This window comes from Leclercia sp. 119287, from assembly GCF_009734485.1.
Lineage (GTDB): Bacteria > Pseudomonadota > Gammaproteobacteria > Enterobacterales > Enterobacteriaceae > Enterobacter > Enterobacter adecarboxylatus_C.
The window spans coordinates 3,831,193-3,850,998 of the sequence record NZ_CP046445.1 but is presented as its reverse complement, the minus strand read 5'-3'; the positions used below and the strand labels follow the sequence as shown (position 1 = coordinate 3,850,998).

16 protein-coding genes and 5 tRNA genes are annotated in these 19,806 nt (G+C 55.1%); 14 read left to right on the top strand and 7 right to left on the bottom strand.

Annotated features, from left to right (window positions below; translation table 11 throughout):
• The first annotated feature begins 2 nt into the window (after nt 1-2).
• The 14 genes from recX (at nt 3) to GNG27_RS18395 (ending at nt 11,269) form a co-directional block, all read left to right on the top strand.
• Entirely contained in the window at nt 3-503 is a 501-nt protein-coding gene (gene recX, locus GNG27_RS18460) for a recombination regulator RecX (protein ID WP_142486887.1), read from the top strand.
• A 131-nt stretch (nt 504-634) separates the two neighbouring features.
• On the top strand, nt 635-3,262 hold the full coding sequence (alaS, locus tag GNG27_RS18455) for an alanine--tRNA ligase (RefSeq protein WP_142486886.1): 2,628 nt from the start codon (nt 635-637) through the stop codon (nt 3,260-3,262).
• 241 nt (nt 3,263-3,503) lie between these two features.
• Entirely contained in the window at nt 3,504-3,689 is a 186-nt protein-coding gene (csrA, locus tag GNG27_RS18450; RefSeq protein ID WP_000906486.1) for a carbon storage regulator CsrA, read from the top strand.
• Nucleotides 3,690-4,031: 342 nt separating this feature from the next.
• Nucleotides 4,032-4,124 (top strand) — tRNA-Ser (locus tag GNG27_RS18445).
• 4 nt (nt 4,125-4,128) lie between these two features.
• Nucleotides 4,129-4,205 (top strand) — tRNA-Arg (locus GNG27_RS18440).
• Between the two features lie 196 nt (nt 4,206-4,401).
• Nucleotides 4,402-4,478: transfer RNA gene (locus tag GNG27_RS18435), tRNA-Arg, on the top strand.
• Nucleotides 4,479-4,543: 65 nt separating this feature from the next.
• Nucleotides 4,544-4,620 (top strand) — tRNA-Arg (locus GNG27_RS18430).
• A 65-nt stretch (nt 4,621-4,685) separates the two neighbouring features.
• Nucleotides 4,686-4,762 (top strand) — tRNA-Arg (locus GNG27_RS18425).
• Nucleotides 4,763-5,010: 248 nt separating this feature from the next.
• The gene (yqaB, locus tag GNG27_RS18420) at nt 5,011-5,577 is read left to right on the top strand and encodes a fructose-1-phosphate/6-phosphogluconate phosphatase (protein ID WP_156264508.1); all 567 of its coding nucleotides are present in this window, start codon (nt 5,011-5,013) and stop codon (nt 5,575-5,577) included.
• A complete protein-coding gene (locus GNG27_RS18415; RefSeq protein ID WP_142486884.1) occupies nt 5,574-6,002 on the top strand; it encodes a YqaA family protein in 429 nt (142 codons plus the stop codon). Before yqaB ends, GNG27_RS18415 begins: the two co-directional genes overlap by 4 nt.
• 71 nt (nt 6,003-6,073) lie before the next feature.
• Nucleotides 6,074-7,618: a glutamate--cysteine ligase gene (gene gshA / locus GNG27_RS18410; protein WP_156264507.1), complete on the top strand. Its 1,545-nt coding sequence runs from the start codon at nt 6,074-6,076 to the stop codon at nt 7,616-7,618.
• 151 nt (nt 7,619-7,769) lie between these two features.
• A complete protein-coding gene (luxS, locus tag GNG27_RS18405; protein ID WP_142486882.1) occupies nt 7,770-8,285 on the top strand; it encodes an S-ribosylhomocysteine lyase in 516 nt (171 codons plus the stop codon).
• Between the two features lie 228 nt (nt 8,286-8,513).
• Complete coding sequence (locus GNG27_RS18400; RefSeq protein WP_142486881.1) at nt 8,514-8,882, top strand: hypothetical protein; 369 nt, start codon at nt 8,514-8,516, stop codon at nt 8,880-8,882.
• A gap of 74 nt (nt 8,883-8,956) precedes the next feature.
• A complete protein-coding gene (locus tag GNG27_RS18395; protein ID WP_156264506.1) occupies nt 8,957-11,269 on the top strand; it encodes an FKBP-type peptidyl-prolyl cis-trans isomerase N-terminal domain-containing protein in 2,313 nt (770 codons plus the stop codon).
• A gap of 60 nt (nt 11,270-11,329) precedes the next feature.
• On the opposite strand, the gene emrB is transcribed toward GNG27_RS18395, so the two are convergent.
• From emrB to proV, 7 genes are all read right to left on the bottom strand, one after another.
• Nucleotides 11,330-12,877, bottom strand: a complete 1,548-nt coding sequence (gene emrB, locus GNG27_RS18390; protein WP_142486879.1) for a multidrug efflux MFS transporter permease subunit EmrB — start codon at nt 12,875-12,877, stop codon at nt 11,330-11,332.
• A gap of 16 nt (nt 12,878-12,893) precedes the next feature.
• Nucleotides 12,894-14,069 (bottom strand): multidrug efflux MFS transporter periplasmic adaptor subunit EmrA, encoded by a 1,176-nt coding sequence (gene emrA, locus GNG27_RS18385; protein WP_156264505.1) that lies wholly within the window; start codon nt 14,067-14,069, stop codon nt 12,894-12,896.
• Between the two features lie 125 nt (nt 14,070-14,194).
• Nucleotides 14,195-14,725, bottom strand: a complete 531-nt coding sequence (mprA, locus tag GNG27_RS18380; protein WP_032613564.1) for a transcriptional repressor MprA — start codon at nt 14,723-14,725, stop codon at nt 14,195-14,197.
• Nucleotides 14,726-15,036: 311 nt separating this feature from the next.
• Nucleotides 15,037-16,221, bottom strand: coding sequence for an MFS transporter (locus tag GNG27_RS18375; RefSeq protein WP_156264504.1), 1,185 nt, complete (start codon nt 16,219-16,221; stop codon nt 15,037-15,039).
• 142 nt (nt 16,222-16,363) lie between these two features.
• Nucleotides 16,364-17,359, bottom strand: coding sequence for a glycine betaine/L-proline ABC transporter substrate-binding protein ProX (gene proX / locus GNG27_RS18370; protein ID WP_106994523.1), 996 nt, complete (start codon nt 17,357-17,359; stop codon nt 16,364-16,366).
• A 9-nt stretch (nt 17,360-17,368) separates the two neighbouring features.
• On the bottom strand, nt 17,369-18,442 hold the full coding sequence (proW, locus tag GNG27_RS18365; RefSeq protein WP_142486876.1) for a glycine betaine/L-proline ABC transporter permease ProW: 1,074 nt from the start codon (nt 18,440-18,442) through the stop codon (nt 17,369-17,371).
• Nucleotides 18,435-19,637, bottom strand: coding sequence for a glycine betaine/L-proline ABC transporter ATP-binding protein ProV (gene proV / locus GNG27_RS18360; protein ID WP_142486875.1), 1,203 nt, complete (start codon nt 19,635-19,637; stop codon nt 18,435-18,437). The genes proW and proV overlap by 8 nt, the downstream gene beginning before the upstream one ends.
• Between the last annotated feature and the right edge of the window lie 169 nt (nt 19,638-19,806).

Below are 19,806 nucleotides of genomic sequence, written 5' to 3'. Positions count from 1 at the left end.
CTATGAATGAATCCACAGCACGTCGTCCGGCTTATAACCGTCTGCTGGATCGGGCGGTACGCATTCTTGCTGTTCGTGACCACAGCGAGCAGGAACTGCGCCGCAAACTCGCCGCGCCGGTAATGAGCAAAAACGGGCCAGAGGCCATCGATGCCACGGCAGAAGATTACGATCGGGTCGTTGCCTGGTGCTATGAGCACAGCTATCTGGACGATACCCGTTTTGTCTCACGCTTCATTGCCAGCCGCAGCCGCAAAGGCTACGGTCCGGCGCGCATCCGCCAGGAGCTTAATCAAAAAGGTATCCCGCGTGAAACCAGCGAAAAGGCGATGCGTGAATGCGAGATTGACTGGTGCGAGCTGGCGCGGGAACAGGCCGTGCGGAAGTATGGGGAACCTTTGCCGCGTGAGTTTTCAGAAAAAGTCAAAATCCAGCGCTTTTTGCTTTATCGCGGCTTCCTGATGGAGGATATTCAGGATATCTGGCGTAATTTTACCGATTGAACGCATGCGGGATTTTACTTCCCTTTAAAGAAAACTTATCTTATTCCCACTTTTTTCAGTAGCTGGTCCGTCCAACAAAGATTGTATAGTGACCGGCTGTGACATTTCGTTAGCTTGATTTCAGGATAATTATGAGCAAGAGCACCGCTGAGATCCGACAGGCGTTTCTCGATTTTTTCCATAGTAAGGGACACCAGGTTGTTGCCAGCAGCTCCCTGGTACCGAACAACGATCCAACTTTACTGTTTACCAACGCCGGGATGAACCAGTTCAAGGATGTCTTCCTGGGTCTCGACAAGCGTAATTATTCTCGCGCAACCACCTCGCAGCGCTGCGTGCGTGCGGGCGGTAAACATAACGATCTGGAAAACGTCGGTTACACCGCACGTCACCACACCTTCTTCGAAATGCTGGGTAACTTCAGCTTCGGCGACTATTTCAAACATGACGCTATCCAGTACGCATGGGAACTGCTGACCGGTGAAAACTGGTTCAACCTGCCGAAAGAGCGTCTGTGGGTTACCGTCTACGAAACCGATGACGAAGCCTATGAGATCTGGGAAAAAGAAGTGGGTATCCCGCGCGAACGCATTATTCGCATCGGCGATAACAAAGGCGCTCCGTACGCGTCTGACAACTTCTGGCAGATGGGTGACACCGGCCCATGCGGTCCGTGTACCGAAATCTTCTACGATCATGGCGATCACATCTGGGGCGGCCCTCCGGGCAGCGCAGAAGAAGACGGCGACCGTTACATTGAGATCTGGAACATCGTCTTCATGCAGTTCAACCGTCAGATCGACGGCACCATGGAGCCGCTGCCTAAGCCATCCGTGGATACCGGTATGGGTCTGGAGCGTATTGCCGCAGTACTGCAACACGTCAACTCCAACTACGACATCGATCTGTTCAGCACCCTGATTAAGTCTGTTGCCGAAGTGACCGGCGCAACCGACCTGAGCAACAAATCCCTGCGCGTTATTGCCGACCACATCCGTTCCTGTGCCTTCCTGATTGCTGACGGCGTGATCCCATCGAATGAAAACCGTGGCTACGTGCTGCGCCGTATCATTCGTCGTGCTATCCGTCACGGCAACATGCTGGGCGCGAAGGATACCTTCTTCTACAAACTCGTTGGGCCACTGGTTGGCGTGATGGGCGCAGCTGGCGACGAACTGAAACGTCAGCAGGCGCAGGTTGAACAGGTTCTGAAAACCGAAGAAGAGCAGTTTGCCCGTACTCTGGAACGTGGTCTGGCCCTGCTGGACGACGAACTGTCGAAGCTGAAAGGCGATACCCTGGATGGCGAAACCGCCTTCCGTCTGTACGACACCTATGGCTTCCCGGTTGACCTGACGGCTGACGTCTGCCGCGAGCGCAACATTAAAGTTGACGAAGCGGGCTTCGAAGCCGCCATGGAAGAGCAGCGCCGCCGCGCGCGTGAGTCCAGCGGTTTTGGTGCCGACTACAACGCGATGATCCGCGTTGATGGCAGCAGCGAATTCGAAGGTTACGAGCATCTCGAAACCAACGGCAAAGTGACTGCCCTGTTTGTTGACGGCAAAGCCGTGGACAGCATCAGCGCGGGCCAGGCTGCGGTTGTGGTTCTGGACAAAACCCCGTTCTACGCAGAATCAGGCGGCCAGGTTGGCGATAAAGGCGAACTGAAGGGCAGTGATTTCAGCTTTACCGTGAACGACACGCAGAAATACGGTCAGGCGATCGGCCACCAGGGTACGCTGGCATCCGGCATGCTGAAAGTGGGCGAGGGCGTTCAAGCTATCGTTGACGAAGCACGCCGCGCACGTATCCGTCTGAACCACTCCGCGACGCACCTGATGCACGCCGCGCTGCGCCAGGTTCTGGGCACGCACGTTGCGCAGAAAGGCTCGCTGGTAAACGACAAAGTGCTGCGCTTTGACTTCTCCCATTTCGAAGCGATGAAACCGGCGGAAATCCGTGCGGTGGAAGATCTGGTGAATGCCCAGATCCGTCGTAACCTGCCGATCGAAACCAACATCATGGATCTCGACGCGGCGAAGAACAAAGGCGCAATGGCCCTGTTCGGTGAGAAGTATGATGAACGCGTACGCGTACTGAGCATGGGCGATTTCTCCACCGAACTGTGTGGCGGTACGCACGCCAGCCGTACGGGTGACATCGGTCTGTTCCGCATTGTGTCCGAATCCGGTACGGCGGCAGGCGTGCGTCGTATCGAAGCGGTCACCGGCGAAGGCGCGATTGCGCTCCTGCATGCAGAGAGCGATCAGCTGCACGACATCGCGCAGCTGCTGAAGGGCGACAGCCAGAACCTGGGTGAGAAAGTGCGCAGCGTGATGGAACGTACCCGTCAGCTGGAAAAAGAGCTGCAGCAGCTGAAAGAACAGGCCGCCGTTGCCGAGAGCGCAAACCTCTCCAGCAAAGCGGTTGAGATTAACGGCGTCAAACTGCTGGTCAGCGAACTGGCTGGCGTTGAGCCGAAAATGCTTCGTACCATGGTCGACGATCTGAAGAACCAGCTCGGTTCAACCATCATCGTTCTGGCAACGGTAGCGGAAGGTAAGGTTTCTCTGATTGCGGGCGTATCTAAGGACGTGATCGATCGTGTGAAAGCAGGGGAACTGATTGGTATGGTCGCTCAGCAAGTGGGCGGTAAAGGCGGTGGTCGTCCGGACATGGCGCAAGCCGGTGGTACAGACGCAGCAGCCCTTCCAGCGGCGCTGGCCAGTGTTGAAAGCTGGGTAAGTTCTAAACTGTAATAATTACAAAGCGTACACAGACGCCATAACGACAACGTTATGGCGTACTGCGCTCTACGCTATCGATAATGATAAAGTCAGGTTGAGTTTGTGTATATCGGCTAAACTTACGTTTAACAGATTGTGATGCCGTGACTACCTACACATTACGTGTTTGTCATCGCTTACTTTTTGGCGTTATATGATGGATAATGCCGGGATACAAGAGACCCGACTCTTTTAATCTTTCAAGGAGCAAAGAATGCTGATTCTGACTCGTCGAGTTGGTGAGACCCTCATGATTGGGGATGAGGTCACCGTGACAGTTTTAGGGGTAAAGGGCAACCAGGTACGTATTGGTGTGAACGCCCCTAAAGAAGTCTCTGTTCATCGTGAAGAGATCTACCAGCGTATCCAGGCTGAAAAATCCCAGCAGTCCAGTTACTAATATTATCGCGTCTCGCTGTCTGGCGAGACGCAACCCTCCTGATATATTCCTTGTCAAAAGTTACCGTTCGATTTCAATTGCTCTCTTTTTAACCTTCTGTCACACCCTTTCTCTGTCCGACATCCCTTTTATACCCCTACATAACTGCCAGCAGGCCTGCAAAATCCGTTTATAAAACACCCTCTTTGCGGGTTTTACATGCGAATTGCCTGTGATTTGTGCAAACGATAAAAGCTTGTGGAAAATTGTTTGACTTATAAGTCCCAGAAAGTAATATATGCGCCACGCAGCGACGAGAAGCTCTTAACGAGTTACTCGAAGCACTCGAAAGAGGCGTTGTGTGGTGAGGTGGCCGAGAGGCTGAAGGCGCTCCCCTGCTAAGGGAGTATGCGGTCAAAAGCTGCATCCGGGGTTCGAATCCCCGCCTCACCGCCATTTTGCATCCGTAGCTCAGCTGGATAGAGTACTCGGCTACGAACCGAGCGGTCGGAGGTTCGAATCCTCCCGGATGCACCATATTCTCCGAGATAGCAGTTAAACTGTTGTTTCATGTTCTGCGAGATAATCGCGAGCACCAGGGAGGATAGCGTTGCTTTAGCAACGACCCGTAGGGCGAGGCGCAGCCGAGTAATACTCCCGGATGCACCATCTATTACTTCATATTGCTTTCGAAGTGATATGAGTATCGAGTAGTACAGTAGTAAATCCTGATGCATCCGTAGCTCAGCTGGATAGAGTACTCGGCTACGAACCGAGCGGTCGGAGGTTCGAATCCTCCCGGATGCACCATCTTTTACTTTGTGTTGCTTATGAAGCAATACTGAGTATCAGCAGTAACAGCAGTAAATCCCGATGCATCCGTAGCTCAGCTGGATAGAGTACTCGGCTACGAACCGAGCGGTCGGAGGTTCGAATCCTCCCGGATGCACCATCTTTTACTTTGTGTTGCTTATGAAGCAATACTGAGTATCAGCAGTAACAGCAGTAAATCCTGATGCATCCGTAGCTCAGCTGGATAGAGTACTCGGCTACGAACCGAGCGGTCGGAGGTTCGAATCCTCCCGGATGCACCATATTCTCCGAGATAGCAGCCATACTGTTATTTCATGGTCGGCGAGATAATCGCAAGCACCAGGGAGGATAACGTTGCTTTAGCAACGGCCCGTAGGGCAAGGCGCAGCCGAGTAATGCTCCCGGATGCACCATCTTCTCCCTCATTGTTTATTCCTTCGACGTTCCGTCAGTAATCATCTTCTCTGTCAGCGACAAAACTCCTTGTTTACGATAAAGTAACGTTTTGTAATCCTTCTGCGAGAGCACGATGTACGCACAGTATGACGGTTTGATCTTCGATATGGATGGCACCATCCTGGACACCGAGCCAACGCATCGTAAAGCCTGGACTGATGTCCTCGGCCGTTACGGAATGCGTTTCGACTTACAGGCCATGATTGCCCTCAACGGATCCCCCACCTGGCGTATTGCGCAGGCCGTGATTGAACTGAATCAGGCCGATCTCGACCCCCATCTGCTCGCGCGTGAAAAAACCGATGCGGTAAAAGCGATGCTGTTAGATACCGTGCGCCCTTTGCCATTAATTGAAGTGGTAAAAGAGTGGCACGGACGTCGTCCGATGTCGGTCGGGACGGGCAGTGAGAGCGCGATCGCAGAGGCACTGCTCAACCATCTTGGCCTGCGCCACTATTTTTCTGCCGTTGTCGCCGCCGATCATGTTAAAAACCACAAGCCCGCCCCGGACACCTTTCTGCTGTGCGCAGAGCTTATGGGTGTGCCCGCTGCCAGGTGCGTCGTATTTGAAGATGCCGACTTCGGCATTCAGGCAGCGCATGCTGCCGGCATGGATGCGGTGGACGTTCGCTTACTGTGAGTGACCTGCTGTCACTGACCTCACTCTTCGCCAGCAGTTTTTTAAGCGCCACTCTCCTGCCGGGAAATTCGGAAGTGGTACTGGTGGCGATGCTGTTGTCCGACGTAAGTCAGCCCTGGTTGCTCGTGTTAATAGCAACAATGGGTAATAGCTTTGGAGGGCTGACTAACGTTATTCTTGGGCGATTCTTTCCGCTACGCAAAACATCGCGCTGGCAGGAAAAGGCAGTCGGCTGGCTAAAACGCTATGGGGCTGCCACGCTTTTACTAAGCTGGATGCCGGTAATCGGTGATTTACTGTGCCTGCTGGCGGGATGGATGCGCATCTCCTGGGGGCCCGTGCTCTTTTTTTTATGCCTCGGCAAGGCGCTGCGCTACGTTCTCGTGGCGGTTGTGACTTTACAGGGCATGACGTGGTGGCACTAATTGGACTGTTTGTGACCATGAACCATTACAATTATGCTAAATAAAATGATTTTGACAGGCGGGAGGTCGAATTGATCCCGGACGTATCACAGGCACTGGCCTGGCTGGAAAACCACCCTCAGGCTCTGAAGGGTATTCAGCGTGGTCTTGAGCGCGAAACGCTGCGCGTTAACGCGGATGGCAGTCTTGCAACGACGGGCCATCCACAGGCGTTGGGTTCAGCGCTGACCCATAAGTGGATCACGACTGATTTCGCTGAAGCGCTGCTTGAGTTCATCACCCCGGTCGATGGCGATATTGACCACATGCTGAAGATTATGCGTGATATTCACCGCTACAGCGCCCGCAATCTGGGTGATGAGCGCATGTGGCCACTCAGCATGCCTTGCTATATCGAGCAGGGCCAGGACATCGAACTTGCGCAGTACGGCACGTCAAATATTGGTCGTCTGAAAACGCTCTATCGCGAAGGGCTGAAAAACCGCTACGGCGCGCTGATGCAGACGATTTCTGGCGTGCATTATAACTTCTCACTGCCGATGGCATTCTGGCAGGCGAAGTGCGGCGAGACGGACAAAGAGGCGATCTCTGCGGGCTACTTCCGCCTGATCCGTAACTACTATCGCTTTGGCTGGGTCATTCCGTATCTGTTCGGCGCATCGCCGGCGATTTGCTCCTCATTCCTGCAGGGCAAACCGACCACGTTGCCGTTCGAGAAGACCGATTGCGGCATGTATTACCTGCCGTACGCGACCTCCCTGCGCCTCAGCGATCTGGGTTATACCAATAAATCGCAAAGCAATCTCGGAATTACGTTTAACGAATTGCACGAGTATGTGGCAGGATTGAAGCGGGCGATCAAAACGCCGTCGGAAGCGTACGACGAAATCGGGCTCGAGAAAGACGGTAAGCGCCTGCAAATCAACACTAATGTTTTGCAGATTGAGAACGAACTTTACGCGCCGATCCGTCCAAAACGTGTCACCCGCAGCGGCGAGACGCCGTCAGATGCTCTGCAACGCGGCGGTATTGAGTACATCGAAGTGCGCTCCCTGGATATCAACCCGTTCTCACCGATTGGTGTGGATGAGCAGCAGGTACGCTTCCTCGATCTGTTTATGGTCTGGTGCGTACTGGCGGATGCGCCAGAAATGAGCGCTGACGAACTGCTCTGCACCCGCACCAACTGGAACCGGGTGATCCTCGAAGGGCGCAAACCTGGCCTGACGCTGGGCATCGGTTGCCAGACGGCGCAGTTCCCGTTACAGCAGGTGGGTAAAGATCTGTTCCGCGATCTGAAGCGCGTCGCCCACACGCTGGACAGCGTTTACGGTGGGGAAGAGTATCAGCAGGTTTGCGACCAGCTGGTCGAAAGCTTTGATAATCCTGAGCTGACATTCTCGGCGCGCATTCTGCGTTCTATGATTGATCAGGGGATTGGCGGTACAGGTCGTGCGCTGGCGGCAGAGTATCGCGATATGCTGCAGCAGGAGCCGCTGGAGGTGTTAAGCGAAGCCGATTTTGCGGCGGAGCGCGACGCGTCAGTGGTGCGTCAGAGAGAGATTGAAGCGGCGGATACCGAGTCGTTTGCCGATTTCCTGGCGAAACAGGCCTGACAGAAAAGAAAAAGGCCACATCTCTGTGGCCAAAATAACATCTCTGAAGAACAGGGATGATGATAACAAATGCGCGTCTTTCATATACTCAGACTCGCGTTGAAAAGAAGAGTTCATTTTTTTTAAAAAAAATCACTATCGGAGGTGACGTATGCCGTTATTAGATAGCTTTACTGTCGACCATACCCGTATGGAAGCACCAGCTGTACGCGTTGCGAAGACCATGCATACCCCGCACGGCGACACGATCACCGTTTTCGACCTGCGCTTCTGCGTACCTAACAAAGAAGTGATGCCGGAAAAAGGTATTCACACTCTGGAGCACCTGTTTGCCGGTTTCATGCGCGATCACCTGAACGGCAACGGCGTTGAGATCATTGATATCTCCCCAATGGGTTGCCGTACCGGTTTCTACATGAGCCTGATTGGCGTGCCTGAAGAGAAACGCGTCGCAGATGCGTGGAAAGCTGCGATGGAAGACGTGCTCAAGGTAAAAGAGCAGAACCAGATCCCTGAGCTGAACGTTTACCAGTGCGGTACGTACCAGATGCACTCTCTGGAAGAAGCCCAGGAGATTGCTCGTCATATTCTTGAGCGTGACGTTCGCGTTAACAGCAACGAAGAGCTGGCGCTGCCTAAAGATAAACTGCAGGAACTGCACATCTAGCAAATTACCCGGCCCTCAGCAAGGAGTGTGCCGGGTAATATTAGTTTCTTTATAAATTCCTAAAAGCCTATCTCTCGTTGTGCATCCTTCTCTTTCTCTCTATTATTGCAATCAACGCATGATAGTTATTTATATATATTATATCTATGGGTGATATGTTGGCGCTCATTCACTGTAATTATAGATGCGTTAATATTTCATGGAATAGATAATAATTCAGAGGGATTTATGAAAGTTTATTTGACTGGCACCGCGATTCTTTTTTCCGCTCTTCTCCTGTCTGCCTGCAGCTCTAAACCCGTTACAACGCCTATCGCCAAAGCGCCCGCTGAGCGCAAGCAGGAGGTGCAGTGCTACCAGGAGTTCTCCGCGCTGCAAAAGCTCGATCCGGCGGCATATGAGTCCTATCGTAAGCAATTTGATAATATTAATAAAAACTATAAAATTTACGAATCGAATAAATCTCTGGTTGATGATAACGCTTCAGAAGTTATGCTGACCGAAATTAATAAAAAACTGTCGCTGGTATGCGTAAGGATTCGTAATACGGTTTATACCAACATGATGAACCGTGCCAATGAAATGAATAAGTTATGAATAAATACTTTAGCGCAGCATTGTACTGCGGATTGTTATTATCGGGTGGAAAAGCATTTTCAGCCGGAACGGATTTGTTGGAACGTTTAAATAACGAAAAAATTATCGGCAACGGTTCAACCAATCCTTTCATTGCCTCAGAAGCCAACACGAATCCCCCGGACGCAGCGCCGCCGAAAGCAGAGCCCGCCCGCCCGTCGGCGCGTGCCGTGCCCGATAAAAAAGACAAAGCCATTGCAGTAGACCAGGCCAAACTTTCCCGCCTCACCGAGGCGCTTCGCCAGGCTAATGCCACCATTACCGGATTAGATAAACAGCTGAGTGCGGTAGAAAGCGAAAAGTCGTTACTGGAACAGGCTGTTGCCCACGAGAAGGAGCGCGTCGCGGAAAAGGAGCAGGCAATCGCCCGACTTAAATCACAGCCGGAAGGCAGTGCACAAAAGCTTGCCGTCGAAAGCCTTATCGCGACGTTGCCGAAGCCAGCTGGCGTCGATCAACAAAAATATGCCGAACTGGCAGAGCAACTGCGTAACGCCAACGTACAACGCGCCGAACTGACTAAAGCCCTGAGCGAGCTGCAGGTACAGAAAAATGCGCTGGATACGCAGTTGAGCGCTCTCAAGGCGAACAACGCCCAGGCCATCGACGTGGCGAAAGAGCTCGACGCCTTAAAAGCCCAGCTGTCGGCGCTGAATCTGCAAAAAGCCACCCTGGAAACCCGGCTGGCCGAACAGGAAAAAGTGTTCAGCAGCGAAAAGACAAAGTCTGAGATTGCCAGGAACCAGCTGGAGGACGCCAAAAAAGTCATCGCCTTGCAGGAGTCCCAGCTGGCCGCGCAGAAGAGCAGCGCCGGAAGCGACAAAGAGAAGCTGCTTCAGGAGCTGACCGACCTGCAGACGCAGAAGAAAGCGCTGGATACCCAACTGGCCTCCCTGAAAGAGGCCACTGCGAAAAACGCGGCGCTGACCAAAGAGCTGACCGACCTGCAGGCCCAGAAGAAGGTGCTGGATACCCAGCTGGCCTCCCTGAAAGAGGCCAGTGCGAAAAACACGGCTCTGACCAAAAAGCTGACCGATCTGCAGGCCCAGAAGAAGGTGCTGGATACCCAGCTGGCCACGCTGAAAGCGGCCAATGAGAAAAGCGCCGCGCTGGCGAAGGAGATGGCTGACCTGCAGACGCAGAAAAAGGCGCTGGAAACAGAGCTGGCGGGGCTGCAAGAGACCCGCGAGAAAAACGTCACCCTGACCAAAGCGCTGGCCGATCTGCAAACGCAAAAGAATGCGCTGGACGCACAGCTCGCCACGCTCAAAACCAGCAGTGACAAGAGCAGCGGCGCGGTGAAAGAGGTGGATGCCTTAAAATCCCAGCTGTCGGCGCTAAACCTGCAAAAAGCCACTCTGGAAACCCGGATGGCCGAGCAGGAAAAACAGCTTAAAAGCGAGAAGTTCAAGGTCGATATTGCCCAGAACCAGCTGGAGGACGCCAAAAAAGTCATCGCTTCACAGGAATCCCTCTTGGCGCTTCAGAAAAATAACGTGGGCAGCGAGAAAGACAAAAGCGGTGCGCTGGTCACCCAGCTGGCTACCGCCGGGAAAGAGACGGCGGAGCTGAAAAAGCAGCTGGCTCTGCTCCAGACGCAAAAAGCCTCGCTTGAGGAGCAGCAGAAAACGCAAAGCGCCTCTCTGGCAACGCTGACAGCCGAAAACCAGAAGCTGAAAGAGAGCCAGTCTGCACCTGCAAAAGAGGGCGCGGATAAGCAGCGGATGAAGATCGATAAAGCTGCGGCAAAAGATACCCTGACCAGCTACGCCATTGGCACCTGGTATGGCGATGCGGCAGGGCGTGAGAAGAGCAAGCTCGACGGGCTGAACAAAAAACTCGATCTCAACGCCTTTATGCAGGGCTTTGACGATAAGGTAAACAATAAGCTCCAACTGACACCCGCTGCGCTTTCGAAGGATCTGGCCGCGCTGGACCAGGTACAGAAAAAGCAGTTTGCCGCGACGCAAAGTGAAAATGAAAAGCAGAGTAAAGCGATCATGACTAAGGCGGCGAATGAGAAGGGGGCCAAGCGACTGCCGGATGGCGCCATCTACCGGGTGATTCAGCAGGGTGAAGCACCTCTGGTTACGGGCAAGAATGAGATCATTACCGAAATTGATGAGGTGTTGGGCACCGGAAAAGTGATGTCCAGTAAAGAGGTTCGCGCCAGCCGGGTTAAAGACTTACCGCCGCTGTTCCAGACGGTAGTGAAAAAGCTCGGGCTGGGCGGGGAGGCAAAACTGCATATTCCTGCGAAGCAGGCCTACGGTGAAGCGGGCGTTCCCGGTTTTGTGCCGCCAGGCACGGTCTCGATCATTACGATTAAAATTATCGGCATTAAGTAAGCTTAATCGCTCCCATAAAAAAACGGATCTGCATGCAGATCCGTTTTTCTTTTCAGCCGGTTAGTGCGCGCCACCGCCTCCGCCGCCCGCGCCGAATGGCGGTTTGGCGAACCATATTAGCCCTAATAGCACAATGAACACGCCCGCCGATAGCCAGAAAATCTCGTTAGCCGAGATGATCAGCCCCTGCGCGGTGATCTGCTGCGCTATCCAGCCCGAAGCCTGCTGCTCGGTCATGCCCATCCCCTGCAGCTGGCTGTAAACCTCCTGCGCCTGCGGATTGAACACGTTCACCGATTCAGTCAGCTGCGCATGGTGCAGCGACTCGCGGTTGGTCCACATGGTGGTGGTCATCGAGGTACCGATGGAGCCCGCCAGGGTACGCATAAAGTTCGACAGACTGGAGGCCGCCGCCATCCGTTCCGGCGGCAGGCCGGAGAGGGTGATGGTGGTCAGTGGCATAAAGAAGCAGGCTACCGCAAAGCCCTGAATGAACTGCGGCCACGCGGAGGCACCAAAGTCCATGCCCGGCTCAAAGGTATAGGCGCGCCAGTAGAAGCACACCGCATACATAATGAAGCTGAAGGTCACCAGCCGACGCATATCCAGCTTATGGGCAAAGCGGCCGATGATCGGCGACAGCAGGACCGGGATCACCCCGACTGGCGCTGACGCCAGCCCCGCCCAGGTGGCGGTATAGCCATATACCTCCTGCAACAGCTGCGGCAGCAGAACGATAGCGCCGAAGTAGAGCATGTAGGCAAGGCTGATACACAAACAGCCTATGGTGAAGTTGCGCGACTTAAACAGCGATAAATCGACTATCGGGTTGTCATCCGTCAGCTCCCAGACAATCAGGAAGCTTAGCGCCACCACCGCCACGACCGTCAGGACGATGATCTCCTGCGAGGCGAACCAGTCCAGCTCTTTCCCGCGGTCGAGCATGATCTGCAGGCTGCCGATGCCCAGCACCAGCAGCGCCAGCCCCACGCCATCAATACGCCGTTGTTCGGTGCGGGTTTCGCGACCGCGCAGCGACTGCAGGGTCAGCAATACCACCACCGCGCCAATCGGCACGTTGATAAAGAAGATCCAGCCCCAGTGGTAGTTATCGCTGATATAGCCGCCCAGAATCGGGCCGCAGATCGGTGCGACGATCACCGTCATCGACCACAGCGCCAGCGCGATGGAGCGTTTGGCCGGCGGGTAGTTGTTGAGGAGCAGACTTTGCGACAGCGGGATCAGCGGTCCGGCGACAATCCCCTGGATCACGCGGAAGAAGATCAGCATGGTCAGGCTGCTGGACATCCCGCACGCCCAGGAGGCAATAACAAAGGCGATGGTCGACCAGAGGAAGAGTTTTACTTCCCCGACGCGCTTTGCCAGCCAGCCGGTAATCGGGATGGAGATGGCATTCGCCACCCCAAACGAGGTGATCACCCATGTCCCCTGGCTCAGGGATGAGCCAAGGTTCCCGGCGATGGTCGGGATCGCCACGTTCGCGATGGTGGAGTCCAGCACCTGCATGAATGTCGCCAGCGACAGCGCAATGGTCATGATGACCAGCTGCGCGCCTTCCAACGGTTTTTGCGGTTTTTGCTGCTGCATAACGCTCACCTTCGGATTAACCGGCGTTTGCCTTCACGATCTCATCGATCAGCTTATTCACCGGCTCAAGGCTGATCTCGCGGGCATTACTTTCGTAGGCCGGGTTAGAACGCGCCTGGTTTGCCAGCATCTGACCGTCGCGGTTGGCGGTATCGACCGTCACCAGCGTGGAGAGGCCAATACGCAGCGGATGGTCCGCCAGCTGTTTCTCATCCAGCTCAATACGCACCGGCAGACGCTGAACCACTTTGATCCAGTTCCCGGTGGCGTTCTGGGCAGGCAGCAGGGAGAAGGCGCTACCGGTACCCATATCCAGGCCGACAACTTTACCGGTGTATTTCACCTCGTCGCCGTAGATATCACTGACCACCGTCGCGCTCTGGCCGATACGCATATGCGCCAGCTGCGTCTCTTTGAAGTTAGCATCCACCCACAGGTTAGTTGCTGGCACCACCGCCATCAGCGGGGTTGAGGAGCTAATCTGCGCGCCAGGCTGCACCGAGCGACGGGATACGTAACCGGTCATCGGGCTGACAATTTTGGTTCGCTCCAGGGCCAGCCAGGCGTTGCGTACTTCGGTCGCCGCCTGTTTCACCGCAGGTTGTTGATCGAGGGTCGTGTCCAGCACCACCGCCTGGTTGGCGTTGTACTGCTGGATGGCGACATCAAGCTGGGCCTGCGCGCTGGCCACCGCATCGCGGGCATGTTGCAGCTCTTCACGGCCAATCAGATTGGCGGTGCCGAGCGGAACGCGGCGATTAAAGTCGCTCTGCGCCTGGGCGAGGGCGGTCTTCTGCACGGTGATGTTGGCCTGCAGCTGCTTGCTGTTGATCATCTGCTGGCGGGTCTGACGTACGCTCGAAGCCAGCCCGGTCTGCGCTTTTTCAAACGCCTGCTGGGCATCGGTCGGATCCAGCGTCACCAGCACGTCGCCTTTTTGCACAAAGTCGGTATTGTCAGCCCAGACTTTCGTCACGCTGCCCGACACCTGCGCCATAATCTGAACCTGGTTCCCTGCCACGTACGCATCATCCGTCTCTTCACTATGACGCAGTACTAAAAACCAATAGATCCCATATGCCACGGCAATGATAATAAAGAGCAAGGTCAGCAGCAGAAGGGCGCGCTTGCGTTTGCCTTTCTTGTTGTTGACCGGTTGCTGCGGGGTTGTGTTCTCCGCATTTGCGCTCATGATTTTCTCCACGATCTTATTATTTCACATCGGCTGAGCCGACCTGTTATCAGAAAGGCCAGCACTATGATGTGCTGGCCTGTCGGTTTTCTTATGAATCTGGATTTTTGGAGCGTGTCGTCGCGTTAGCGCAGCGCCTCAAGAACAGCGCCGTCTTCATCCATCTGGTCCAGACGGGTGAGAAGCTTGCGGGTGATATGCTCGAGCTGCTCTTTCTCGGTACCGCTTAAAGACGACCAGAGTTGATGCAGACAGTTGTGCTGAGGTGGAAGCACCTCGCGCAGGAATTCGTGACCTTTCTCGGTCAGTTGCAGGTGCAGACAGCGACGGTCATTGTCGCTTTCACGGCGTTCGATCCAGCCGCGTTTTTCCAGCTCATCGGCAATACGGGTTGCATTGGTACGAGACGAACCCAGGGCGCAGCTCAGCTCGGAAGGCTGGATGCTGTGATTCTCCTGAGACTCCAGCGTAATCAACGCCATAAATAACGTCTCGTTAATTCCTTGAGCTTTCAGCATTTTATTGCGATTTTCCAGCAGCTTGCCCTGCATATGCATGCAGAGACGGGTCAGCAGGATCTCCTGATACGGGAAATCTGCATAGCGACTGGCGCGAAATTTAAGCATTTGTTCAATGGGCGTAAACGAACTATCCATTTGGGCATAACCTCATTAATTACAGCCGATATAGTAACGACAGTGACAAATAATGTAAATGAATTATTTGTGCGGCTAAAATCCATTAGACAAATTTCACCGTCATCAAGAGCCGGGTAGATCCGTGACCCGGTAAGCACAGAAAAGAGGGGATGGCACTGGCAAAACGGGGATGGGTCTTCGGGCGTAAGCTATTCATGCGGTATTCTAATATATTACCCACATAAAAATTTCCGGAATAAATGATTACGCCACCATAACAGACTGAGGGGCTCCTTAACACCCTGAGGAGCCCCAAACTTATGTAAACCTTATTGAATTGCCTCCTGACGATGGTAGCCGCGCCACCAGACCAGCAGGTTAACCAGCGCCATCACCGCCCCAACCGCACACACGCCTGCCCAGCCGGCATGCTGCCACGCGTACGCCGAGATCAGTGACCCGGCGGCACCGCCGATAAAGTAGCTGGTCATGTACCCGGCCGTCAGACGGTTACGGGCGTCCGGCTTAACGCGGTAGATCACGGTCTGATTGGTGATATGCACCCCCTGCACGGTAAGGTCGAGCACCAGAATGCCGACAATCAGCGCCAGCACCGAGACATGCCCGTACCAGATCGCTGCCCAGGAGAGCAGGAGCATCACCAGCCCGACGGTGGTGGTGAGATGCGATTTACCCTTATCCGCCAGGCCACCCGCGGGTCGTGCGCCCAGCGCGCCTGCGGCACCGGCCAGGCCGAACAGGCCGATCATCCCCTCAGAATAGTTAAACGGCGGGGAGGCCAGCAGGAAGGCCATTGAGGTCCAGAGGATGCTGAAGTTAGCAAAGGTGAAACAGCCCAGCAGCGCCCGGGTACGCAGCAGTTTATTGTGCGTGAACAGGCTGAAAACGGACCCCAGCAGCTGAGGGTAGTTGAGATGGGTTTCTGACTTCACCTTCGGCAGGCCGCGCCACAGGGCGAGAGCCATTACCACCATCAGCACCGACGCCACCCAGTACACGGTGCGCCAGCCGCCGATCCCCGCCAGCAGGCCCGCGACGGTGCGCGCCAGCAAAATCCCCAGCAGCAGGCCGCTCATAATGGTCCCCACCACCTTACCGCGTTTTTCCGGCGAGGCGAGGGTGGCGGCGAGCGGGACCAGAATCTGGGCCACTACCGAGAACAGGCCCGTCAGGGCGGTGCCGAGGATCATCATTGCCAGCGACTGGCTGGAGGCGGTGATCAGCATCCCTCCGGCGGCCAGCAGGGTCATGGAGACAATCATCGCCCGACGCTCAAACATATCCCCCAGCGGCACGAGGAACAGCAGACCCACGGCGTACCCCAGCTGGGCGGCGGTGACGATAAAACCGGCCGAGCTGGCCGAGAGCGAAAAATTGCGGGCGATGGTTTCCAGCAGCGGCTGGGCGTAATAGTTACTGGCGACCGCCAGGCCGGTTGCCACTGACATCAGCAGAATAAGTGCGGGGCTAAGCCCTTGATTAGATTTTGTCATCAGGTTTTTAAATCATTAGTTGAGTGATTATTTTTTCAAAAACCATAATAACGGATGAATAAGGGAGGCGGGGAGATGTTGAGTGATGGATCGTGCGATCCAGACCCCTCACCCCGGCCGGGATGAGGGACACTGCGTGCTCTTACTTCTGCGCGGCCAGCGCCTCATTCACCCACGCATCAAACTGCTGCTGGTGGGCTTTGATCCAGCCGTCAACGTGACCCTGGACATCGGCTTCTGAGGATTTGCCCGCGTGCATCATCGCGTTCTGGGCGTTGATGTCCGCCAGCGGGAGCTTCATTACCGAGAACAGCTTCGCCGCCGCCGGGTTTTTCTCAGCCCAGGCTTTGTTGGCGACGATGTGCATGGTGTTCACCGGGAAGCCATAGTTCATGCCGTTCGGCAGCTTGGTGTCGATATCCTTCTGCTCGCCCGGCAGGGAGGAGAACGGCACCTGCAACCAGACCACATCTTTACCCGGCTTCAGCACGTCGCTCACCCAGTACGGCGTCCAGGTGTAATAGATAACCGGCTTGCCTTCCTTAAAGCGGGCGATGGTGTCGGCCATCATTGCGGAGTAGTTGCCGTGGCTGACGTCCACGGTTTTCGCCAGGTCGAAGGCTTTGTTCTGGTGGTTAATCACCGCTTCGCAGCCCCAGCCCGGGGAGCAGCCCATCATGTCGGCTTTGCCGTCACCGTTGGTATCAAACAGTTTGGCGATCTTCGGATCCTTCAGCTGTTCGATATTGGTGATGTGGTACTGGTCGGCAGTTTTCTTGTCGATCAGATAGCCCTGCGCCGCGCCCGAGACAAAGGTGCCTTCGCGGTAGAACTTCTTGTCGCCGCCCGCCGCGCTGTACATGTCGTCATGCAGCGGCTGCCAGTTTACGGCCGTAAAGGTGGCATCGCCGGAGGCAATGGAGGTATAGCCCACGTTGTAATCCACTTCGCTGGGCTTACTGACGGTATACCCCAGCTTCTCCAGCGCCCGGCTGACCAGCCCGGTCTGGAACGACTCTTCAGAGATGGTGCTCTGTACCGGTTGCACGGTAATGCCTTTGCCCGGCAGATCGGCAGCAAATGCGCTGGTGGAGGCAAGGGTGGCAAACGCTGTGGCAAAAATTACGCTATGTCGCATCGTTGTTCCTTATTTTGCTTTTGAGAAGGGACGGGTGATTAACCCGACAGGGCCGGTGGTGTACCAGCGACGGTTGCCGCGACTGCGTGAATCACGACCGACAGCCTGGGTCAGGCGGTCAAGAATAATGGCGAGGATCACGATCCCGACGCCGCCCACGGTGGCGAGTCCCATATCGAGACGACCAATCCCGCGCAGCACCATCTGACCAAGACCCCCTACGGCGATCATCGAGGCGATCACCACCATCGACAGGGCCAGCATCAGGGTCTGGTTCACACCGGCCATAATGGTCGGCATCGCCAGCGGCAGCTGCACTTTGAACAGCATCTGGCGCGGGCTGGCGCCAAACGAGCGCGAGGCTTCGATCAGGTCGGCGGGTACCTGGTTAATCCCCAGAATGGTCAGACGCACAATCGGCGGCAGGGCGAAGATAATGGTCACCACCACGCCCGGCACGTTACCGATGCCAAACAGCATCACGATAGGCACCAGATAGACAAACGCCGGGGTGGTCTGCATCGCATCCAAAAGCGGCCGGATAATTTTGGCCGCCCGCGGACTGCGCGCCAGCCAGATCCCCATCGGCAGGCCAATCACCACGCAGAAGAGCAGGGCGGTCAGCACCAGCGCCAGGGTGATCATCGCCTGCGACCAGGCACCGATCGCACCGATCAGGATCAGCGAGATCAGGGTCGCGATGCCCATCCCCGCGCTGCCAAACTGCCAGGCAATCAGCGAGAACAGCACGATAGCGACCGGGGCCGGCATGCCCAGCATCAGCTGCTGGAAGCCGTTAAGGATATAATCCACCGGGACGCGGATCCCCTGAAACACCGGGCGAAAGTGCGTCACCACCCAGTCGATCCCCTCTGTCACCCAGCTGTCGAGCGGGATAAGGGTTTTATGGAACGGATCCATAATATTGAAATGTTCTGGCGCCGGCGCCGGGGCGCTGGTCAGCCAGTCGGCACTGCCGCCGTCCGCAGGAGCCGTCGCCGGAGCGGTACCCCACGCGTCGGCGGATTGTGCCGCGCTGTCGGCGGCCTCAGTGGTGCCCCACGGGTTAGATTGATCAGCCATTGTTTGCCCCCTCGCGATCTAAAGCCTGCAGCAACATGCGTTTTGAGATGATGCCGACGTACTGTTGTTCCTCTCCGACTACCGGTACCGCGCAGGGCGCCTGACCGACATGGGAGAGCAGCTCGCTGAGCGGCGTTTCGGCATCCACGGCAAGCGGAGCATCAATTAACGCCGCATCGATTCCTGCGTTTTCGCTAAGCGCGGTTTTCAGGGAGTCGATGGAGACAACACCTACAAATTTATTACCGCGTTCAACCAGATAACCGTATTCGCGGTCTTCGTCCTGCAGCAGTTTGAGCGCCGATCGCGGGCCGAAGCCTGGCGTTTTACGGATAATGCCGTTCGGCGTTCGGCGGGCAATATCTTTGGCGCTGAACACCTGGCTAATATCCACGCCGCGGAAGAAGGTACGCACATAATCATTCGCCGGATTATTGAGAATTTCATCCGGGGTTCCCACCTGCACCACTTCGCCGTTTTGCATAATGGCAATACGATCGCCAATTCGCATGGCTTCATCGAGGTCATGGGAAATAAAGACAATGGTGCGCTGATGCCGCGACTGCAGTTTTACCAGCTCATCCTGCATCTCGGTACGAATTAAGGGATCGAGCGCCGAGAAGGCTTCGTCCATTAATAATATATCGGGGTTGATCGCTAATGCGCGGGCTAATCCTACGCGCTGACGCATCCCGCCGGAAAGTTCATCCGGGTAGGCGTGAGCGTAATTTTCCAGCCCCACCTGACGCAGCGCATCCAGCGCTTTTTCCTGGCGCTCATTGGCCGCAACGCCGGCTAATTCCATACCAAAGGCGGTGTTATCTAATACCGTCATATGCGGCATCAGAGCGAACGACTGAAACACCATCGCGATCTTTTTTCTGCGCACCTCGCGGAGCTCGGCGTCCGATATTTTGGCGATATCCACGCCATCAATCAGCACCTGTCCGCGGGTGGGTTCAATCAGGCGATTGAGAAGGCGAACCATAGTGGATTTACCCGAACCGGATAACCCCATGATGACGAAAATCTCGCCTTCTTCAATGGCCAGACTGGCGTCTTTAACGCCAAGCGACAGCCCGGTTTTTTCCAGAATATGTTCTTTTGAAAGTCCTTTTTCAATATATTTGAATGCGCGCTGCGGGTGCTCGCCAAATACCTTATAAAGATTTTTAACTTCTAATTTAATTGCCATGCAATAAAGAATGTCCCGTTATTTATTTATGTCGATATCATTACCAGTGAATATAATTAACCGGCCATACCCTAACATACTTAGAATCTGAGACAACCCTGGATTGGCTTGTGGCATGATTTTTGCCGCGCGCGAATCGGCGCAATTTCCCATGAGATAAGGGCTGAGC

What these genes read in the sequence shown, in the direction of transcription:
- luxS (WP_142486882.1), top strand. Translation starts at nt 7,770, where the DNA reads ATGCCGTTATTAGATAGCTTTACTGTCGACCATACCCGTATGGAAGCA.
- csrA (WP_000906486.1), top strand. Translation starts at nt 3,504, where the DNA reads ATGCTGATTCTGACTCGTCGAGTTGGTGAGACCCTCATGATTGGGGAT.
- proV (WP_142486875.1), bottom strand. Translation starts at nt 19,637, where the DNA reads ATGGCAATTAAATTAGAAGTTAAAAATCTTTATAAGGTATTTGGCGAG.
- emrA (WP_156264505.1), bottom strand. Translation starts at nt 14,069, where the DNA reads ATGAGCGCAAATGCGGAGAACACAACCCCGCAGCAACCGGTCAACAAC.
- proX (WP_106994523.1), bottom strand. Translation starts at nt 17,359, where the DNA reads ATGCGACATAGCGTAATTTTTGCCACAGCGTTTGCCACCCTTGCCTCC.
- emrB (WP_142486879.1), bottom strand. Translation starts at nt 12,877, where the DNA reads ATGCAGCAGCAAAAACCGCAAAAACCGTTGGAAGGCGCGCAGCTGGTC.
- yqaB (WP_156264508.1), top strand. Translation starts at nt 5,011, where the DNA reads ATGTACGCACAGTATGACGGTTTGATCTTCGATATGGATGGCACCATC.
- alaS (WP_142486886.1), top strand. Translation starts at nt 635, where the DNA reads ATGAGCAAGAGCACCGCTGAGATCCGACAGGCGTTTCTCGATTTTTTC.
- GNG27_RS18375 (WP_156264504.1), bottom strand. Translation starts at nt 16,221, where the DNA reads ATGACAAAATCTAATCAAGGGCTTAGCCCCGCACTTATTCTGCTGATG.
- recX (WP_142486887.1), top strand. Translation starts at nt 3, where the DNA reads ATGAATGAATCCACAGCACGTCGTCCGGCTTATAACCGTCTGCTGGAT.
- mprA (WP_032613564.1), bottom strand. Translation starts at nt 14,725, where the DNA reads ATGGATAGTTCGTTTACGCCCATTGAACAAATGCTTAAATTTCGCGCC.
- GNG27_RS18400 (WP_142486881.1), top strand. Translation starts at nt 8,514, where the DNA reads ATGAAAGTTTATTTGACTGGCACCGCGATTCTTTTTTCCGCTCTTCTC.
- proW (WP_142486876.1), bottom strand. Translation starts at nt 18,442, where the DNA reads ATGGCTGATCAATCTAACCCGTGGGGCACCACTGAGGCCGCCGACAGC.